Genomic DNA, 18,789 nt, shown 5'->3' on the forward strand with positions numbered 1-18,789 from the left:
GCCAGCAGGGTCGTGCGACGGCATCGTCCCGCCGTACGGGATGGTTGATTCGTTCTGCTCATTATTGATCTCCCCGATGCGCGCGATGCCTCGTCACGCGCGACCATCAACGTGTGATGCAGGGGACCAGCAACGATGCATTGTCGTATCGACGGCCGATGGGTGTCGGACCGGCGCCAGAGGCCAGCCGGAACACGAATCGGCACGCGGGCCCGCCGTGCGAATCCCTAACTGCGAGATTCGTGCCACCGGCCGGTCATGCCCGTGGCGCAAGGCGCGTACGAATCGCCCGTCAGCGCGTGATACGCCGTCGTGAGCTTTTTGTTTCCGAAATGAAACGTCTGACTACGTCTATCGCGCCGCCGTGTTGGCAGCGCGCGGCCAGCGATGGCAGAGGATCGACGCGATCCAGGCGACGAGAAACAGCGCGACGATGCCGTAACCGATCGTGCCGAAACGCGCGCCAAGTGCATCGAGCGCATCGCGTACGGGGCCCGTCAGCGACAGCTTGTCGGCGAGCAGGCCGGCGGCTTCGATCCCGCCCACCGCCAGCGCGACGGCCGCCGACAGCAGCGTGATGCTCGCGTTATAGAGCAGCTTGCGCCGCGGATCGTCCATCGCCCAGCCGTACGCATGGATCATCAGCACGTTGTCGGTCGAGTCGATCAGCGTCATGCCGGCGGCGAACAGCGCGGGAAACAGCATGACCGAATGGAGCGGCAGCGCGTGGCTCGCCTGCGCGGCCGCGATCGCGAGCAACGCGATTTCTGTTGCAGTATCGAAACCCAGGCCAAACAGCACGCCGACCGGATACATGTGCCAGCTTTTCGACACGAACCGGAACAGCGGACGCAGCAGCCGCGACACGAGGCCGCTCGCGCGATGCGTGTGCGCGGCGCCGTGAGCCGCGTCCGGCGCGCGGCGATAGCGCCGCCACACGTCGCGCAGGATCACCAGGTTCATGCACGCGAGCACGAGCAGGAAGGTGGCGGACACCGCCGTGCCGATCGTGCCGCCGATCTCGCGGAATGCGTCGAAGCGCTCGCGCAGCGCGAACGCGCTCAGCGCGATGCCAAGCGTCGCGGCGACCACGATCGTCGAGTGGCCGAGCGAGAAGAACAGGCCCACCGTCACCGGACGGTGGCCATCCTGCATCAGCTTGCGCGTCGCGACGTCGATCGCGGCGATGTGATCGGCGTCGACCGCATGACGCAGGCCGAGCCCGTACGCGATCGCCGCGGTGCCGAGCAGCAGCGGATGGTCGCGCAGCACCGCGAGCGCCCACAGCCAGACGGCGACGTTCGCGGCGATCAGGCCGGCATACAGCATCAGCAGGCGGCGCAGGGCAGGGGTGGACGGCATCGGAGTGGTTCCATCGGACGAATCGCAACGCATTGTGGCACGCGCAAAAATGGCCCGGGGTGCCGATCAAAAAGCGGCGTCGGTCACCCGCATCGCCGCGTTCGACGGACGAAAAAAAGCCCGTCCGGAACCGGACGGGCTTGCGGTCGGCGCGCAGCAGCGCGCGCGCGTCGCGCTTACTTCGCTTTCGCGTTGATCACGGCTTCCGACACGTTCGCCGGCGTTTCCGCGTAGTGCTTGAACTCCATCGTGTACGTCGCCCGACCTTGCGTGGCCGAGCGCAGCGACGTCGAATAGCCGAACATCTCCGCAAGCGGCACTTCGGCGCGCACCAGCTTGCCGCCGCCGCCCGCGATGTCCTCCATCCCCTGCACGATGCCGCGCCGGCTCGACAGGTCGCCCATCACGTTGCCCATGAAGTCCTCGGGCGTCTCGACCTCGACGGCCATCATCGGCTCGAGCAGAACCGGCTTCGCACGGCGCATCGCTTCCTTGAACGCCATCGAGCCGGCCATCCGGAACGCGTTTTCGTTAGAGTCGACGTCGTGGTACGAGCCGAACGTCAGGTGCACCTTGACGTCGACGACCGGGTAGCCCGCGAGCACGCCGCTCTTCAGCGTGTCGATGATGCCCTTGTCGACGGCCGGAATGAATTCGCGCGGAATCACGCCGCCCTTGATCTCGTCGAGGAACTCGTAGCCCTTGCCGGGGTTCGGCTCCAGCGTGATCACCGCGTGCCCGTACTGGCCGCGCCCGCCCGACTGCTTGACGAACTTGCCTTCGACATCGGTCGCCGTCGTGCGCACCGTTTCGCGATACGCGACCTGCGGCTTGCCGACGGTCGCCTCCACGCCGAATTCGCGCTTCATCCGGTCGACCAGGATTTCGAGGTGGAGCTCGCCCATCCCCGAGATGATCGTCTGGCCGGATTCCTCGTCGGTCTGCACGCGGAACGACGGATCTTCCTGGGCGAGACGGTTCAGCGCCAGGCCCATCTTTTCCTGGTCGGCCTTCGTCTTCGGCTCGACGGCCTGCGAGATCACCGGCTCCGGGAATTCCATCTTCTCGAGGATGATCGGCTTGGCCGGATCGCACAGCGTGTCGCCCGTCGTCGCTTCCTTCAGGCCGACCGCCGCCGCGATGTCGCCCGCGCGCACTTCCTTGATTTCCTTGCGCTCGTTCGCGTGCATCTGCAGGATCCGGCCGAGCCGCTCCTTCTTGTCCTTCGTCGCGTTCAGCACCGTGTCGCCCGATTCGACGACGCCCGAATACACGCGGAAGAAGATCAGCTGGCCGACGAACGGGTCGGTCATGATCTTGAACGCGAGCGACGAGAACGGCTCGTCGTCGCTCGGGTGGCGTTCCGCCGGCTTCTCCGGATCGGCGAAGTCGTGGCCGAGGATCGCGGGCACGTCGACCGGCGACGGCAGGTAGTCGATCACCGCGTCGAGCATCGCCTGCACGCCCTTGTTCTTGAATGCGCTGCCGCACAGCATCGGCACGATCTCGTTGGCGATCGTGCGCTGGCGCAACGCGGCCTTGATCTCGTCCTCGGTCAGCGATTCATGGTCGTGCAGATACTTCTCGAGCAGTTCCTCGCTCGCTTCGGCCGCGGCCTCGACCATCTTCTCGCGCCACTCGTGCGCGAGCTCGACGAGATTCGCGGGAATGTCCTCGTACGTGAACTTCACGCCCTGGCTTTCGTCGTCCCAGACGATCGCCTTCATCTTCACGAGATCGACGACGCCCTGGAAATGCTCTTCCGCGCCGATCGGAATCTGGATCGGCACGGCGACGCCCTTCAGGCGCTCGCCGATCTGCTTCTGCACGCGGAAGAAGTCCGCGCCGATGCGGTCCATCTTGTTGACGAACGCGATGCGCGGCACCTTGTACTTGTTTGCCTGACGCCACACCGTTTCGGACTGCGGCTGCACGCCGCCGACCGAGTCGTAGACCATGCACGCACCGTCGAGCACGCGCATCGAGCGCTCGACCTCGATCGTGAAGTCGACGTGCCCGGGGGTGTCGATGATGTTGATCCGGTGTTCCGGATAGTTGCCGGCCATGCCCTTCCAGAAGGCCGTGGTCGCCGCCGACGTGATCGTGATGCCGCGTTCCTGCTCCTGCTCCATCCAGTCCATCGTGGCCGCGCCGTCGTGCACTTCGCCGATCTTGTGGCTCACGCCGGTGTAAAACAGGATGCGCTCGGTCGTCGTGGTCTTGCCGGCATCGATGTGAGCGCTGATCCCGATATTGCGATAGCGCTCGATGGGGGTTTTGCGGGGCACGTGAACCTCCTGGTGGTTCGGATCGTAAGCGGGCCGGCTGCACCGGCCCGGGCTGGAACAAGCGAGATTTAAAGGATAGCGCTTGTCCGTGGCTTTTGCAGATACGGGCAACGATGGCCGAATCAAGGTGGTCGCTGCCGTCGGCTGGCAAAAAAAGAAGCCGGCGCCCCGCTGGAGAGAGCGGGCGGCCGGCTTCGGTCGACGTGCGGCGGTGCCGCGGCAATGGCTGTTACTGGGCCTTGGGCAGGCCTTCGAGTTTCATGCCCGGCTTGATGCCCTTCGCCGCGAACCAGCCCTTGCTCATTTCGAGCGCGTAGACGCCGTTGTTGCGCGGGCAGTGGTTGTCGGTCGTCTCGGCCTTCATTTCGTCGATGTCGGTGATCGTGCCGTCCGCGCGGATGAACGCGATCGACAGCGGAATCAGCGTGTTCTTCATCCAGAAGCAGTGCACGGCGTTCTCGTTGAACACGAACAGCATGCCTTCGTTCGGCGCGAGCTGCGACCGGTACATCAGCCCCTGTTCGCGGTCGGCGTCGTTCGCGGCGACGGCCGCGTCGATCACGTACATGCCGGCGCGCAGCTTCGCGCGCGGGAACTCGCTCGGCTGCTTGGCGCCGGGCGGCATCTGCGCGTGGGCGGTCTGCATGCCGAGTGCGAGGACGGCAAGCGCGGCGGGAAACACGGCGGCGCGCGCAAGGCGGCCGAGCGACGAGCGCAGGGAGAATCGCACAGCAGGGCTCCTATCGGGAAAACGAGACCCGCATGGTACGCGAAGCGCGCCGGCGGGCACAAAAAAGAAAAAGGCAGATCGCCTTGCGGTGATCTGCCTTTCAACGCCGTAAGAACGGCAAGACTGCGTGTTCTTGACTGCGTTATTACAGCTTGCTTACTTAGTTCGAAGCAGCTGCCGGTGCTTCGGCTTCGCTAGCTGCCTTCTTTGCTGCGTGGTGCTTCTTTGCGTGGTGCTTCTTGGCAGCCTTGTGCTTTGCCGGTGCCGAAGCAGCTGCCGGAGCAGCAGCCGAAGCAGCTTCCGGAGCCGAAGCTTGTGCGAAAGCAGCCGTTGCGAAGAGGCCAGCGACCAGAGCGGCGATCAGTTTGTTCATGTTGTGTTCCTCAGCTTTAGTTAATTAACCAAATGACCCGGCAATAGGAGTCATGTCGTCTAACGGTGCCATCCACCTTTCGGTTGACAGACGCTTCGAGAAATTTCTCATTGCGCTGCGGGCGCCGAATCGTATTCGATAAAAACGTCGCTTTCGTGACGCAAACACGGGTTCGGCTGCCAATGCCGGATAGCTAAGGTTGGCATCTGCGTGGTTTAACGCGCGATCTTCGCAGGCGGTTGACGAAAAAGACGACGAAAAATTCGCGCGCCCGGAACGCGTCATTCGGCGTGTGCGAAACCGTCCCACGGCGCGCGCGGCGGCAGTGCGATTGTTTCGCCGGGTGCAATGCCGAGCGCGAATATGTCGAGCGCGCCGATGCCGACGCGCACGAGACGCAACGTCGGGAAGCCGATCGCGGCAGTCATCCGCCGCACCTGCCGATTCTTGCCCTCGGTGATCGCGAGTTCGATCCACGTGGTCGGAATCGCGGCGCGATAGCGGATCGGCGGATTGCGCGGCCACAGCGCATCGGGCGGTTCGATGAATTCGGCGCGGCACGGGCGCGTCACGTAGTCGCCGAGATCGACGCCGCGCGCGAGCGCCTTCAGGTCGGCCGGGCCGGGCGCGCCGTCGACCTGCGCCCAGTAGCGCTTGACGAGCTTGTGACGCGGCTCGGCGATGCGCGCCTGCAGCGCACCGTCGTCGGTGAGCAGCAGCAGGCCCTCGCTGTCCGCGTCGAGCCGGCCGGCCGGGTAGACGCCGGGTGTTTTTACCCAGTCGCCGAGCGACGGCCGCGTCTCGTGCGCGGAAAACTGGCAAATCGTGCCGAACGGCTTGTTGAGGGCGATCAGGGTCATGGCGGGCACCCGCCCGGCATGCCCGCGGGGAAGCGGGACGGGGCGGTCTATGGCAAATGGCGGAATCTTAATGCATAATACGGAACGGCAAGTCCTCTGTCTTATATAAGACATAAGGGAAGACTTGATACGCAGCGTCGCGCTTCGTGCCGCCGGCCCCGGTTGGGGCGCTAGAATAGCGCTCGCTGTTGCCGTCACGAGGGTGGCAGGGCCACCTCGCCGCGCGCGCAGTTTCGACCAGCATCACCTGCTCAGCCACGTCACTGGAGTCGATCATGCCGTATCAGCACATCAAGGTTCCGGAGGGCGGTGACAAGATCACCGTCAACAAGGACTTCTCGCTCAACGTATCCGATCAGCCGATCATTCCCTATATCGAAGGCGACGGCACGGGCTTCGATATCACGCCGGTGATGATCAAGGTCGTCGACGCGGCGGTCGCGCATGCGTACAAGGGCAAGCGCAAGATCCACTGGATGGAAATCTTCGCGGGCGAGAAGGCGACGAAAGTGTACGGCCCGGACGTGTGGCTGCCGGACGAAACGCTGCAGGTGCTGAAGGAATACGTGGTGTCGATCAAGGGGCCGCTCACGACCCCGGTCGGCGGCGGCATCCGTTCGCTGAACGTCGCGCTGCGCCAGGAGCTCGACCTCTACGTGTGCCTGCGCCCGGTCCAGTATTTCAAGGGCGTGCCGTCGCCGGTGCGCGAGCCGCAGAAGATCGACATGGTCATCTTCCGCGAGAACTCGGAAGACATCTACGCGGGCATCGAATGGGCCGCGGGCTCCGAGCAGGCGAAGAAGGTCATCAAGTTCCTGCAGGAAGAAATGGGCGTGAAGAAGATCCGCTTCCCGGAAACCTCGGGGATCGGCGTCAAGCCCGTGTCGACGGAAGGTACCGAGCGTCTCGTGCGCAAGGCGATCCAGTATGCGATCGACAACGATCGCAAGTCGGTCACGCTGGTGCACAAGGGCAACATCATGAAGTTCACGGAAGGCCTGTTCCGTGACGCCGGCTATGCGCTCGCGCAGAAGGAGTTCGGCGGCGAGCTGATCGACGGCGGCCCGTGGATGCGCGTGAAGAACCCGAAGACGGGCAACGAGATCGTCATCAAGGATTCGATCGCCGACGCATTCCTGCAGCAGATCCTGCTGCGTCCGGCCGAATACGACGTGATCGCGACGCTGAACCTGAACGGCGACTACATCTCCGACGCGCTGGCCGCGCAGGTCGGCGGCATCGGGATCGCGCCGGGCGCGAACCTGTCGGATTCGGTCGCGATGTTCGAGGCGACCCACGGCACGGCACCGAAGTACGCGGGCAAGGATTACGTGAACCCCGGTTCCGAGATCCTGTCGGCGGAAATGATGCTGCGCCACCTCGGCTGGACGGAAGCGGCCGACACGATCATCGCCGCGATGGAGAAGTCGATCCTGCAGAAGCGCGTCACGTACGACTTCGCGCGCCTGATGGAAGGCGCGACGCAGGTGTCGTGCTCCGGCTTCGGCGAAGTGCTGATCGAGAACATGTAAGTCCCGTTCCGGGGCAGGCCGGCGAACCGCCGGCGGCCCCGGCGCCTACTGCCGGCGCCGGGGCATTTCATGAACGGCAGGTTTGTTGGCAGGGCGGCCCGGCATGCGGGCCGCGGCGCCGCGAAGCGGCCCGCATGCCCTGCAAGGTAGAACATGACGGCCTTCGCAACACCACCGCCCGGCTAGCCGGCGCGCCCCTTTCGCGATCGACCCGGTCGCTCCCCGCCGATTACCGTCGGCGCCCCTCAGTCCCAAATTTTCACGTAGCAACGCATCGACCATGTCCACTTCGCCCAAGATCATCTACACCCTCACCGACGAAGCGCCGGCGCTCGCGACCTATTCGCTGCTGCCGATCGTCAAGGCCTTCACGCGCTCGTCGGGCGTCGCCGTCGAAACGCGCGACATCTCGCTCGCCGGCCGCATCATCGCGGCATTCGCCGATGTCCTGCCGCCGGAGCAGAAGGGTTCCGACGATCTGGCCGAACTGGGCCAGCTCACGCTGAAGCCGGAAGCGAACATCATCAAGCTGCCGAACATCAGCGCATCGGTGCCGCAGCTCAAGGCCGCGATCGCCGAACTGCAGGCGCAGGGCTACAAGCTGCCGGCCTATCCGGAAGAGCCGTCGACCGACGAAGAAAAGGCGATCAAGGCCCGCTACGACAAGATCAAGGGCAGCGCGGTGAACCCGGTGCTGCGCGAAGGCAACTCCGACCGTCGCGCGCCGCTGTCGGTCAAGAACTACGCACGCAAGCATCCGCACAAGATGGGCGCATGGAAGCCGACGTCGAAGGCGCATGTTGCGCACATGAGCGAAGGCGACTTCTACGGCAGCGAGAAGTCGGCGCTGATCGCGGATGCCGGCAGCGTGAAGATCGAACTCACGACGGCCGACGGCGTGAAGAAGGTGCTGAAGGAACAGACGGCCGTGAAGGCCGGTGAAGTCATCGATGCATCGGTGATGAGCCGCAAGGCGCTGCGCAGCTTCATCGAAGCGCAGATCGCCGACGCCAAGGCGCAGGACGTGCTGTTCTCGGTGCACCTGAAGGCGACCATGATGAAGGTCTCGGACCCGATCCTGTTCGGCCACTTCGTGTCGGTGTTCTATCGCGACGCGCTCGCGAAGCACGCGGACGTGCTGGCGCAGGCCGGCTTCAACCCGAACAACGGGATCGGCGACCTGTACGCGCGCCTGAAGGACCTGCCGGCCGACACGCGCGAAGCGATCGAAGCCGACGTCAAGGCCGAATACGCGGTGCGTCCGCGCCTCGCGATGGTCAACTCGGACAAGGGCATCACGAACCTGCACGTGCCGAGCGACGTGATCGTCGACGCGTCGATGCCGGCGATGATCCGCGAGTCGGGCTGCATGTGGGGGCCGGACGGCGAACTGTACGACGCGAAGGCCGTGATTCCGGACCGCTGCTACGCGGGCGTCTACCAGGCCGTGATCGAGGACTGCAAGCAGCACGGCGCATTCGACCCGGTCACGATGGGCAGCGTGCCGAACGTCGGCCTGATGGCGCAGGCAGCCGAGGAATACGGTTCGCACGACAAGACGTTCCAGATCCCGGCCGACGGCGTCGTGCGCGTCATCGACCAAGCGGGCAACGTGCTGCTCGAGCACGCGGTCGAGTCGGGCGACATCTGGCGCATGTGCCAGACGAAGGACGCGCCGGTGCAGGACTGGGTCAAGCTCGCGGTGAACCGCGCGCGCGCGACGGGTGCGCCGGCCGTGTTCTGGCTCGATCCGGCACGTGCGCACGACGCGCAGATCATCGCGAAGGTCGAACGCTACCTGAAGGATCACGACACGAACGGCCTCGACATCCGCATCATGACGCCGGTCGAAGCGACGCGCTTCTCGCTCGAGCGCATCCGCGCGGGCAAGGACACGATCTCGGTCACGGGCAACGTGCTGCGCGACTACCTGACCGACCTGTTCCCGATCATGGAACTGGGCACCAGCGCGAAGATGCTGTCGATCGTGCCGTTGATGGCCGGCGGCGGGATGTTCGAAACGGGCGCGGGCGGCTCGGCACCGAAGCACGTGCAGCAGTTCGTCGAGGAAGGTTTCCTGCGCTGGGATTCGCTCGGCGAATTCCTCGCGCTGGCCGCGTCGCTCGAACACCTCGGCAACGCGTACCAGAACCCGAAGGCGCTCGTGCTCGCGAAGACGCTCGACCAGGCGACCGGCAAGTTCCTGGACGAGAACAAGTCGCCCGCGCGCAAGGTCGGCGGCCTCGACAACCGCGGCAGCCACTTCTACCTGTGCCTGTACTGGGCGCAGGCGCTGGCCGAGCAGACCGAGGATGCCGCGCTGAAGGCGCAGTTCGAAGGTGTCGCGAAGTCGTTGTCCGACAACGAAGCGCGCATCCTGGAAGAACTGTCGGCCGCGCAGGGCAGCGCGCAGGCGATCGGCGGCTACTACCGCCCGAACGTCGACCTGACGAGCCGGGCGATGCGCCCGAGCGCGACGCTGAACGGCATCATCGACGCGGTCGCCTGAAGCAGGTAGCGCTCGCGCGCTCGCCACGGCAGCGGCAGTAGCCGATGCGGCGGGCCTGGCGGCTCGCCGCAGCGCCGAACATGAAAACGCCCCGGTCGCCCGGGGCGTTTTGCGTTGCCGGCGTGCCATTCAGACGTGAACGATTTCCCACTCGGCGATTTCGTGCGGCACTTCGAGCGTGGCCGTATCGAGGTCGGACAGTTGCTCGCAGTCGCCGCGGGAGATGTGGTCGGCCGCCACTTCCGGGCACGAAAACGCGCCGAGCACGGCGTTGCCGAACGTTGCTTCCCAGCCGCCGTTGCCCGGCAGGATATAGAACGACCCGAGCGCTGAACCAAAGCGAAATCCCTTCATTTCCGTTCTCCCTTTCTGATCACAAGCGATTCTGTTGTGCCGTTCGCCGGCTCGGCCGGCTGTGGCCCGACTGGCTGCTTGCGCCGGATTCCGTATCGAACGTCGTGGCGAAGCGTCAGTGCATGGAACAAAGTCTACGTCCGGGGCAGCGCGTGATGGTGCGCGTAGAGCGCTTTCTCGAAACAAAAATACATCAGAAAAAACAAAGGCTTATTTCGATCATTTTGTATTGCGGAACGTTTTTCGGCATCGCGAAACAGCGAATTTGTGCCATGCACCACGAATTTTTATAACGCAGGGGCTTGTTCCGCATCGTGAAAAATTGGCCGGTTCGCGCATCGGCGGTGCGCGGCGCGCCGAGCGGTGAAGCGAGCGGCGGGAGCGACGTGCGTCGGCCGCGCGTGACGAAAGCGGATTGCGGAGGCCGTCGGCCGTCCGATTGCAGCGATTGCAGCGAGTGTGGCGAGTGTGGCGAGTGTGGCGAGGCGCCGCGATGCCCGGTAACGCGCGACGGCGCTCGGCGATCGCATCTGATTCGTTGGTCCGACGGGCCGCCGTGCGTCGCATCGACGCGCGTCGGCCGTTGCCGCGCTTCGGCCCGGGGGCTGCGGTTATGATGACGCCGGCATCTGGATTCGCGTCGCGCACGAGCGCTTTTGCTTGCGAGCCAGCGCGAGTGTCGCGAAGGCCGCGCGACGCTGCATGAATAACGAGGAACGATTGATGATACGGAGAACCTTCCTGTCGCATGCCATCGGCGTCGCGGCGGCATCGCTGTTTGCGCGCACCGCATGGGCGCAGCACACCGGTCATGCGGGCATGGCGGGCATGGACCAGATGGACGACATGCCGGGGATGTCGGGGATGGCGGAGCACGCGCAGCACGCGAAAGCGGCACCGGCCGCGCTCGCGGCGGCCGATGCGCTGCCGGCCGGCGCGCCGCTCGCGCCGCTGCGCACGCTTGCGAACGAGAGCCGTGAACCCGGTACGTTCCGCGCGACGCTGATCGCGCAGCCGGTCGCGCGTCCGATGCTGCACGGCGCGCGTCCGACGACGTTCTGGCAGTTCGGTGCGGGCACGCACGGGCCGGTGGTCGGCCCGCTGATCGACGTGCGCGAGGGCGACACGGTCGAGATCCGCTTCGTGAACAAGCTGCCGCAGCCGTCGACGATCCACTGGCACGGCCTGCCGGTGCCGCCCGACCAGGACGGTAACCCGTCCGATCCCGTCGCGCCGGGCGCGTCTCGCGTGTATCGCTTCACGCTGCCGAAGGGCAGTGCCGGCACATACTGGTATCACCCGCATCCGCACATGATGACCGCCGAGCAGGTGTTTCGCGGGCTGGCCGGCCCGTTCGTCGTGCGGGCCGCCGACGATCCGCTCGCCGGCTGGCCCGAGCGCAACCTGTTCGTGTCCGACCTGAAGCTCGCGCGCGACGGCACGATTGCGCAGAACGACATGATGGACTGGATGAATGGCCGCGAAGGCCAGTTCGTGCTGGTCAACGGTGCGCGCCGTCCGCGGATCGACGTCGCGAGCGACGAGCGCTGGCGCGTGTGGAACGCGTGCAGCGCACGCTATCTGCTCGTTGCGTTCGACGACGGCCGTGCGTTCGAGCAGGTCGGCACCGACGGCGGGTTGTTCGATGCGCCGCGCCGCGTGACGTCGCTGCTGCTCGCGCCGGGCGAGCGCGCGGAACTGCTGGTGCGCGCCGGCGATCGCGCGTCACGGGCGGTGCTGCTGGCGGCCGAGTACGACCGCCGCAAGATGGCGATGTCGCATGACGGCGGCCATGGCAGCCTGCCTGCCGATCCTGCATTGCCGCTTGCCGACGTCGCCTTCACGCCGGCCGCCGCACGTGCGCTGCCGGCCACGCTGCGCGCCGTGTCCGCACTCGGCGAGCCGGTTGCGCACAAGGAAGTCGCATTCGGCGAGGAGATGGACATGGATGCGATGATGAACGGCCCCGCGCACGGCCGGCCGGCCGGAATGCGCTTCACGATCAACGGTGCGACCTACGCGCCGCACCATGCAACGCTGACGAGCCGCCGCGGCGACGTCGAACGCTGGACGATTCGCAATGCGACCGACATGGACCATCCGTTCCATGTGCATGGCACGCAATTCCAGGTGATCGAGCGCGCATCGGACGGCACGCGCACGAGCGAACCGTTCCGCGCGTGGCGCGATACCGTGAACGTGCGCAGCGGGGAGACCGTGACGATCCTCGTGATGCAGGACATGCCCGGCGAGCGCATGTTTCACTGCCATATTCTCGAACACGAGGATCTCGGCATGATGGGCACGCTGAAGGTCGTGTAGCGAGTATCGATACGTTTCACGCGTATGACGGAATTCCATCTGCGCGTGTGACAAGACAATACGTGTCCAATTATCGGGATTGAACGAAAAGGCCGGCCAATCGAATTAACGTGTGGCCGGCCTGAAAAAAAGAAACCCGGCGCGATGCCGGGTTTCTTCGTCTGATATCCGGTGCCTTTACGCGGCCTGGATGTTCGACGCTTGCTTGCCCTTCGGCCCTTGAACGACCTCGAAGCTCACCTTCTGGCCTTCCTTCAGGGTCTTGAAGCCCTGCATGTTGATGGCCGAGAAGTGCGCAAACAGATCTTCACCGCCCTCGTCGGGAGTGATGAAACCGAAGCCCTTCGCGTCGTTGAACCACTTAACGATACCAGTTGCCATTTTCCTACTTCCCCTGTCACACAGTCGCTGCTACTTACCACGAGCACGCTCGAAAAGCTAAACGACCGGAAAATACAGCCGTTCCCCCCTCACAAGCTCACCTTCGGCCTCTTTCAATTCGCCAACCGACGAGTTGAAAAAAGTGCCAGCTTGATTGTTGGCGCTCTTTATTTGAGTGTCAAGCGGAATTTTTAGACGTTTAGAGGGACGTTGTAAAGAACCCATTTTCAGGGTTTCTCCGGCTTTGCTGTGCAGCATGCCCCCAAGCGCGCCGACTTGAAAAGTCGCATAATCGGCTCATATACCAGGCTCGAATGACACGCGATCGAGTCGTCCCGGCTTGTGGGATACTGGATGCGGATGCGACGGTCCGGTGCGGTTTCCCCCAGACGGTTCGTGTTCCGCGCCACGCGTGAAAGCCGGCACCGCAGCCGGCTTTCGTATGGCGCGAAGGCGATCGCGAGTCGTCGGGAACCAGGGAGGGCGCCGGCCGGTCGGTCGGGTAATGGCAGGATTGCGGGCCTGTCCGAGTTGTTTAGAATGGGTGTATGGCGATTATCCCGGACAAGCAGGACAGCACCGTCCTGGAACGCAAGCAGCAGAAGCTCAAGCCGCCTTCGATGTACAAGGTGGTGCTGCTGAACGACGACTTCACGCCGATGGAGTTCGTCGTGATGGTCGTACAGGAGTATTTCAAGAAGGATCGCGAGACGGCCACGCAGATCATGCTGAAGGTCCATCGCGAAGGGCGAGGGGTATGTGGGGTCTATACGCGGGACATCGCGTCGACCAAGGTTGAGCAAGTCGTTACCCATGCGCGGCAGGCCGGGCATCCGCTGCAGTGCGTGATGGAGGAAGCATGATTGCCCAGGAATTGGAAGTCAGCCTGCACATGGCGTTCATGGAAGCACGCCAGGCGCGCCATGAGTTCATTACGGTCGAGCATCTGCTACTGGCCCTGCTGGATAATCCAACGGCAGCCGAGGTGTTGCGCGCGTGTGCGGCCAACATCGAGGACTTGCGTCAGAACCTGCGCAATTTCATCCACGACAACACACCTACCGTCCCGGGCACCGACGATGTCGATACCCAGCCGACGCTCGGTTTCCAGCGCGTGATCCAGCGCGCGATCATGCACGTCCAGTCGACGTCGAACGGCAAGAAGGAAGTCACCGGCGCGAACGTGCTGGTCGCGATCTTCGGCGAGAAGGATTCGCACGCGGTGTATTACCTGCAGCAGCAGGGCGTCACGCGCCTGGACGTCGTGAACTTCATTTCGCACGGCATCGCGAAGACGAACGGCGGCGAAGCCGCGAAGTCGTCCGACGCGAACGCGGAAAGCGAAGACTCGAACGCGCAGAAGGAAACCCCGCTCGCGCAGTTCACGCAGAACCTGAACCAGATGGCGAAGGATGGCCGCATCGATCCGCTGATCGGCCGCGAGCCGGAGGTGGAGCGTGTCGTGCAGGTGCTGTGCCGCCGCCGCAAGAACAATCCGCTGCTCGTCGGCGAGGCGGGCGTCGGCAAGACCGCAATCGCCGAAGGGCTCGCCTATCGCATCATGCGCGGCGAAGTGCCGGACATCCTCGCGAACGCGCAGGTGTATTCGCTCGACATGGGCGCGCTGCTCGCGGGCACCAAGTATCGCGGCGACTTCGAGCAGCGTCTGAAGACGGTGCTCAAGGAGCTGAAGGAGCGGCCGCACGCGATCCTGTTCATCGACGAGATCCACACGCTGATCGGCGCGGGCGCCGCGTCGGGCGGCACGCTCGACGCATCGAACCTGCTGAAGCCGGCATTGTCGTCGGGCACGCTCAAGTGCATCGGCGCGACTACGTTCACCGAGTATCGCGGCATCTTCGAAAAGGACGCGGCGCTGTCGCGGCGCTTCCAGAAGGTCGACGTGACGGAGCCGACCGTCGAGCAGACGGTTGCGATCCTGCGCGGGCTGAAGTCGCGCTTCGAGGAGCATCACGGCGTCAAGTATTCGTCGGGTGCGTTGTCGGCCGCGGCCGAGCTGTCGGCTCGCTTCATCACCGACCGCCACCTGCCGGACAAGGCGATCGACGTGATCGACGAGGCAGGTGCCGCGCAGCGCATCCTGCCGAAGTCCAAGCAGAAGAAGACGATCGGCAAGAGCGAGATCGAGGAAATCATCTCGAAGATCGCGCGCGTGCCGGCGCAGAGCGTGTCGCAGGACGATCGCAGCAAGCTGCAGACGCTCGATCGCGACCTGAAGAGCGTCGTGTTCGGCCAGGATCCGGCGATCGATGCACTCGCGGCATCGATCAAGATGGCGCGCGCGGGCCTCGGCAAGATGGACAAGCCGATCGGTGCGTTCCTGTTCTCCGGCCCGACGGGCGTCGGCAAGACCGAAGTGGCGCGCCAGCTCGCGTTCACGCTCGGCATCGAGCTGATCCGCTTCGACATGTCGGAATACATGGAGCGTCACGCGGTGAGCCGGTTGATCGGCGCGCCGCCGGGGTACGTCGGGTTCGACCAGGGCGGCCTGCTGACCGAGGCCGTCACGAAGAAGCCGCATTGCGTGCTGCTGCTCGATGAAATCGAGAAGGCGCATCCGGACATCTTCAACGTGCTGCTGCAGGTGATGGACCACGGCACGCTGACGGACAACAACGGCCGCAAGGCGGATTTCCGCAACGTCATCATCATCATGACGACGAACGCGGGCGCCGAGTCGATGCAGAAGGCGACGATCGGTTTCACGACGCGCCGCGAGACGGGTGACGAGATGACCGACATCAAGCGCCTGTTCACGCCGGAGTTCCGCAACCGTCTGGACGCGATCATCAGCTTCCGCTCGCTCGATGAGGAAATCATCATGCGCGTGGTCGACAAGTTCCTGATCCAGCTCGAGGAGCAATTGCACGAGAAGAAGGTCGACGCGCTCTTCACCGACGCGTTGCGCAAGCATCTCGCAAAGCACGGCTTCGATCCGCTGATGGGCGCGCGGCCGATGCAGCGGCTGATCCAGGACACGATCCGCCGCGCGCTGGCCGACGAGCTGCTGTTCGGCAAGCTGGTGAACGGCGGCCATGTGACGGTCGACGTCGACGAAGGCGACAAGGTGCAGTTGTCGTTCGACAAGCTGGCGAATCCGCCGCACAAGCCGAACGAAGAGACGGTCGAAGTCGAGTAAGCGATAATTCGTTGTTCATGCGAACGGCGCGGGAAGTTTTCCGCGCCGTTTCGTTTTATCTGGCGCCGGTGGCGCGTTGGTGGTGCAGGGGAGTGGCAACGCAGTGACACAACAACAACGATCGTTCGACAACATCGTCGCGCGCGAACAAGGGTTGCGCCATGCGCTGACGTCGGGGCAGATGGCGATGATCGCGATCGGCGGCGCGATCGGCACGGGGCTCTTCCTCGGCAGCGGGTTCGCGATCGGGCTCGCGGGCCCGAGCGTGCTGGTTTCGTACGCGATCGGCGCGCTGATCGCGCTGCTGCTGATGGGCGCGCTCGCGGAAATGACCGTCGCGCATCCGACGGCCGGCTCCTTCGGCGCGTACGCCGAGCACTACGTCGGCCCGCTCGCGGGCTTTCTCGTGCGCTATGCGTACTGGTTCGCGGTGGTGTTCGCGATCGGCACCGAGATCAGCGCGATCGCCGTCTTCATGAAGTACTGGTTCCCGGCCGTGCCCGGCTGGTACTGGGTGATCGGATTCTCCGCGCTGCTGATCGCGGTGAACCTCGCGAGCGTCACGCTGTACGGGTCGGTCGAGTACGCGTTTTCGTTGCTGAAGATCGCGGCGATCGTCGTGTTCATCGTGCTCGGCGCGTATCTCGTGTGGTCGGCGCCGGCGGCGTCGGGCATCGGCTTTGCGAACTACACCGCGCACGACGGCTTCATGCCGAAGGGGCCGTGGGGCACCTGGGTCGCGGTGATCGTCGCGATCTTCAGCTACATGAGCATCGAGGCGGTCGCGATCGCGGCCGGCGAGGCGCGCGATCCGCAGCATGCGGTCACGCGCGCGTTCCGCTCGACGGTGTTCCGGCTGGTGCTGTTCTACCTGCTCACGCTGTCGCTGATGCTCGCGATCGTGCCCTGGAAGCAGGCCGGCACCGACGAAAGCCCGTTCGTGAAGGTGATGGCCGCGACGCACGTGCCGTATGCGGCCGGCGTGATCAACTTCGTGTTGCTGATCGCGGCGCTGTCGGCGATGAACAGCCAGCTCTACGTGACGACGCGGATGATGTTCAGCCTGTCGCGCGCGCGGCTCGCGCCTGCGGTGTTCGGCCGGCTCGGCAACAACGGCGTGCCGCGTGCGGCGTTGTGGATCTCGACCAGCGGCGTCGCGGTCGCGGCCGTGCTCGTCGCGCTGTCGCCGGATACGGCGTTCACCGTGATGATGGCGATCGCGATGTTCGGCGCGCTGTTCACGTGGCTGATGATCTTCGTCACGCACCTGCGTTTTCGCGCGCGATATCGCGGCCCGGCGCTTGCGTTCCGGATGTGGGGGCATCCGTTCGGCAGCCTGCTCGGTGCCGGCCTCGTCGGCGCGATCCTGCTGACGACGGCTTTTACGCGGGAATTCCGGATGACGATGGTGGTCGGCGTCGTATTCGTCGTGCTGCTGACGCTCGCATACGCGCTGCACTACCGGCACCAGCACGCGCGTTGACGCGTGGCTTCGCTCGGCGCGGGCTGCGCGGCGCTGTCGCGCCGCTAAGGTTGCGTTAAGGCGGCGGGGATTACATTCGAACCTGTCCGCGATCCGGGCTGGCGCATGCCGGCCCGTCGCCCTCCGTAAAAAGGGTTCGAATGAACAAACTCCCCGAAATCACGCTCGCATTCTGGATCATGAAGATCTGCGCGACGACGCTCGGCGAGACCGGCGGCGATTTGCTGTCGATGACGCTGAACGTCGGCTATGCACTGAGCTCGATCCTGCTGTTCGGTTTCTTTCTCGTGACGCTGGGCGCACAGCTCAAAACGACGCAGTATCGGCCGGCGATCTACTGGGCGGTGATCGTCGCGACGAGCACCGCCGGCACGACGATGTCCGATTTCATGGACCGCACGCTCGGCCTCGGCTACGCGGCCGGCTCGTCGATTCTCGTCGCGATCCTGCTGGCGATCTTCGCGGTGTGGCGTCTGAGCGGCGAATCGCTGTCGGTCGACCTGATCCGCACGCGCAAGGTCGAACTCCTGTACTGGATCGCGATCCTGTTCTCGAACACGCTGGGCACCGCGCTCGGCGATTTTCTCGCGGACAGCTCGGGTCTCGGCTTCGGCGGCGGCGCATTGCTGATCGGCGGGCTGCTCGCATTGATCGTTCTGGCCCACTATTTCACGCGCATTTCGGGCGTGCTGCTGTTTTGGGCCGCGTTCGTGCTCACGCGGCCGTTCGGAGCGACGGTCGGCGACCTGCTGACGAAACCCGTTGCCAAGGGCGGGCTCGCGCTCGGCACGGTCGGATCGTCGGCGGTGCTGCTCGGCGTGCTCGTCGCGATGGTCATCTACGCGAGCATCGCGCTGGCCCGGCGCCGCGGGCTCGAGCCCGCGCGGATCGCGCAGACGGCCGATCGTTGATCGGTCACGGAAAAGGAAAGGGGCCGTGAGGCCCCTGCTTGCATGGTGCCGCTCAGTGACGGCCGGTGCTGCCGAAGCCACCCTCGCCGCGATCGCTTTGCGCGAAGTCGTCGACGATGTTGAATTGCGCCTGCACGACCGGCACGATCACGAGCTGCGCAAGCCGCTCGAACGGGTTCAGCACGAATTCGGTCTGGCCGCGGTTCCACGTCGAGATCATCAACTGGCCCTGGTAGTCCGAATCGATCAGGCCAACGAGGTTGCCGAGCACGATGCCGTGCTTGTGGCCGAGGCCCGAGCGCGGCAGGATCATTGCCGCGTAGCCGGGATCCGCGAGGTGGATCGCGAGGCCGGTCGGCACGAGCGTCGTTTCGCCCGGCTGCAGTGTGACGGGCGCGTCGAGACACGCGCGCAGGTCGAGGCCCGCGCTGCCGGTGGTCGCGTAGGCGGGCAGGTAGTCGCGCATGCGCGCGTCGAGAATCTTCAGATCGAGTTTCATGCGGTCGTCGAATCGGTCGGAAAAG

General features: G+C 64.8%; 17 protein-coding genes. 8 read left to right on the plus strand and 9 right to left on the minus strand.

The window, feature by feature from the left end; translation table 11 throughout:
* Window positions 1–351: 351 nt before the first annotated feature.
* Window positions 352–1,362 (minus strand): HoxN/HupN/NixA family nickel/cobalt transporter, encoded by a 1,011-nt coding sequence (locus tag HW466_RS10255; protein ID WP_239005966.1) that lies wholly within the window; start codon window positions 1,360–1,362, stop codon window positions 352–354.
* Here HW466_RS10255 and HW466_RS10260 point away from each other — a divergent pair.
* Window positions 1,352–1,558 carry a hypothetical protein gene (locus tag HW466_RS10260; protein WP_170296674.1) on the plus strand — a complete coding sequence of 69 codons (207 nt, stop codon included), beginning with the start codon at window positions 1,352–1,354 and terminating at the stop codon, window positions 1,556–1,558. The genes HW466_RS10255 and HW466_RS10260 overlap by 11 nt on opposite strands.
* Here HW466_RS10260 and fusA read toward each other — a convergent pair.
* The 4 genes from fusA to HW466_RS10280 form a co-directional block, all read right to left on the minus strand.
* Window positions 1,539–3,650 (minus strand): elongation factor G, encoded by a 2,112-nt coding sequence (fusA, locus tag HW466_RS10265; RefSeq protein WP_059508155.1) that lies wholly within the window; start codon window positions 3,648–3,650, stop codon window positions 1,539–1,541. The genes HW466_RS10260 and fusA overlap by 20 nt on opposite strands.
* Before the next feature lie 229 nt (window positions 3,651–3,879).
* Entirely contained in the window at window positions 3,880–4,380 is a 501-nt protein-coding gene (locus tag HW466_RS10270; protein WP_059465624.1) for a DUF192 domain-containing protein, read from the minus strand.
* Window positions 4,381–4,540: 160 nt separating this feature from the next.
* Window positions 4,541–4,753, minus strand: coding sequence for a hypothetical protein (locus HW466_RS10275; protein WP_006398520.1), 213 nt, complete (start codon window positions 4,751–4,753; stop codon window positions 4,541–4,543).
* A gap of 281 nt (window positions 4,754–5,034) precedes the next feature.
* On the minus strand, window positions 5,035–5,613 hold the full coding sequence (locus HW466_RS10280; RefSeq protein ID WP_170296675.1) for a pseudouridine synthase: 579 nt from the start codon (window positions 5,611–5,613) through the stop codon (window positions 5,035–5,037).
* A 275-nt stretch (window positions 5,614–5,888) separates the two neighbouring features.
* Between HW466_RS10280 and icd the strand changes: the two genes are divergently transcribed.
* Complete coding sequence (gene icd, locus HW466_RS10285; protein ID WP_044845581.1) at window positions 5,889–7,145, plus strand: NADP-dependent isocitrate dehydrogenase; 1,257 nt, start codon at window positions 5,889–5,891, stop codon at window positions 7,143–7,145.
* Window positions 7,146–7,425: 280 nt separating this feature from the next.
* On the plus strand, window positions 7,426–9,654 hold the full coding sequence (locus tag HW466_RS10290) for an NADP-dependent isocitrate dehydrogenase (protein WP_151004917.1): 2,229 nt from the start codon (window positions 7,426–7,428) through the stop codon (window positions 9,652–9,654).
* A 129-nt stretch (window positions 9,655–9,783) separates the two neighbouring features.
* On the opposite strand, the gene HW466_RS10295 is transcribed toward HW466_RS10290, so the two are convergent.
* A complete protein-coding gene (locus tag HW466_RS10295) occupies window positions 9,784–10,008 on the minus strand; it encodes a hypothetical protein (protein ID WP_059450923.1) in 225 nt (74 codons plus the stop codon).
* A gap of 723 nt (window positions 10,009–10,731) precedes the next feature.
* Between HW466_RS10295 and HW466_RS10300 the strand changes: the two genes are divergently transcribed.
* Window positions 10,732–12,330: a multicopper oxidase family protein gene (locus HW466_RS10300; protein ID WP_174905835.1), complete on the plus strand. Its 1,599-nt coding sequence runs from the start codon at window positions 10,732–10,734 to the stop codon at window positions 12,328–12,330.
* A 177-nt stretch (window positions 12,331–12,507) separates the two neighbouring features.
* Here the strand turns inward: HW466_RS10300 and HW466_RS10305 are convergent, their stop codons facing one another.
* Window positions 12,508–12,711 (minus strand): cold-shock protein, encoded by a 204-nt coding sequence (locus HW466_RS10305; RefSeq protein ID WP_004196460.1) that lies wholly within the window; start codon window positions 12,709–12,711, stop codon window positions 12,508–12,510.
* 57 nt (window positions 12,712–12,768) lie between these two features.
* Window positions 12,769–12,969 carry a hypothetical protein gene (locus HW466_RS10310; protein WP_155639296.1) on the minus strand — a complete coding sequence of 67 codons (201 nt, stop codon included), beginning with the start codon at window positions 12,967–12,969 and terminating at the stop codon, window positions 12,769–12,771.
* 290 nt (window positions 12,970–13,259) lie between these two features.
* On the opposite strand from HW466_RS10310, the gene clpS reads away from it, so the two are divergent.
* The 4 genes from clpS to HW466_RS10330 all read left to right on the plus strand — a co-directional run bounded on the left by clpS (window position 13,260) and on the right by HW466_RS10330 (window position 18,265).
* A complete protein-coding gene (gene clpS / locus HW466_RS10315; protein WP_006398529.1) occupies window positions 13,260–13,574 on the plus strand; it encodes an ATP-dependent Clp protease adapter ClpS in 315 nt (104 codons plus the stop codon).
* Window positions 13,571–15,871, plus strand: a complete 2,301-nt coding sequence (clpA, locus tag HW466_RS10320) for an ATP-dependent Clp protease ATP-binding subunit ClpA (RefSeq protein ID WP_151004811.1) — start codon at window positions 13,571–13,573, stop codon at window positions 15,869–15,871. Before clpS ends, clpA begins: the two co-directional genes overlap by 4 nt.
* A 103-nt stretch (window positions 15,872–15,974) precedes the next feature.
* Complete coding sequence (locus HW466_RS10325; protein WP_151004809.1) at window positions 15,975–17,354, plus strand: amino acid permease; 1,380 nt, start codon at window positions 15,975–15,977, stop codon at window positions 17,352–17,354.
* A 140-nt stretch (window positions 17,355–17,494) separates the two neighbouring features.
* Window positions 17,495–18,265, plus strand: a complete 771-nt coding sequence (locus HW466_RS10330; RefSeq protein WP_151004807.1) for a COG4705 family protein — start codon at window positions 17,495–17,497, stop codon at window positions 18,263–18,265.
* A 52-nt stretch (window positions 18,266–18,317) separates the two neighbouring features.
* Here HW466_RS10330 and dut read toward each other — a convergent pair whose 3' ends face one another.
* Window positions 18,318–18,764: a dUTP diphosphatase gene (gene dut, locus HW466_RS10335; RefSeq protein WP_059450928.1), complete on the minus strand. Its 447-nt coding sequence runs from the start codon at window positions 18,762–18,764 to the stop codon at window positions 18,318–18,320.
* Window positions 18,765–18,789 lie beyond the last annotated feature (25 nt).

The organism is Burkholderia territorii, from assembly GCF_902833055.1.
Taxonomy (GTDB): domain Bacteria; phylum Pseudomonadota; class Gammaproteobacteria; order Burkholderiales; family Burkholderiaceae; genus Burkholderia; species Burkholderia territorii.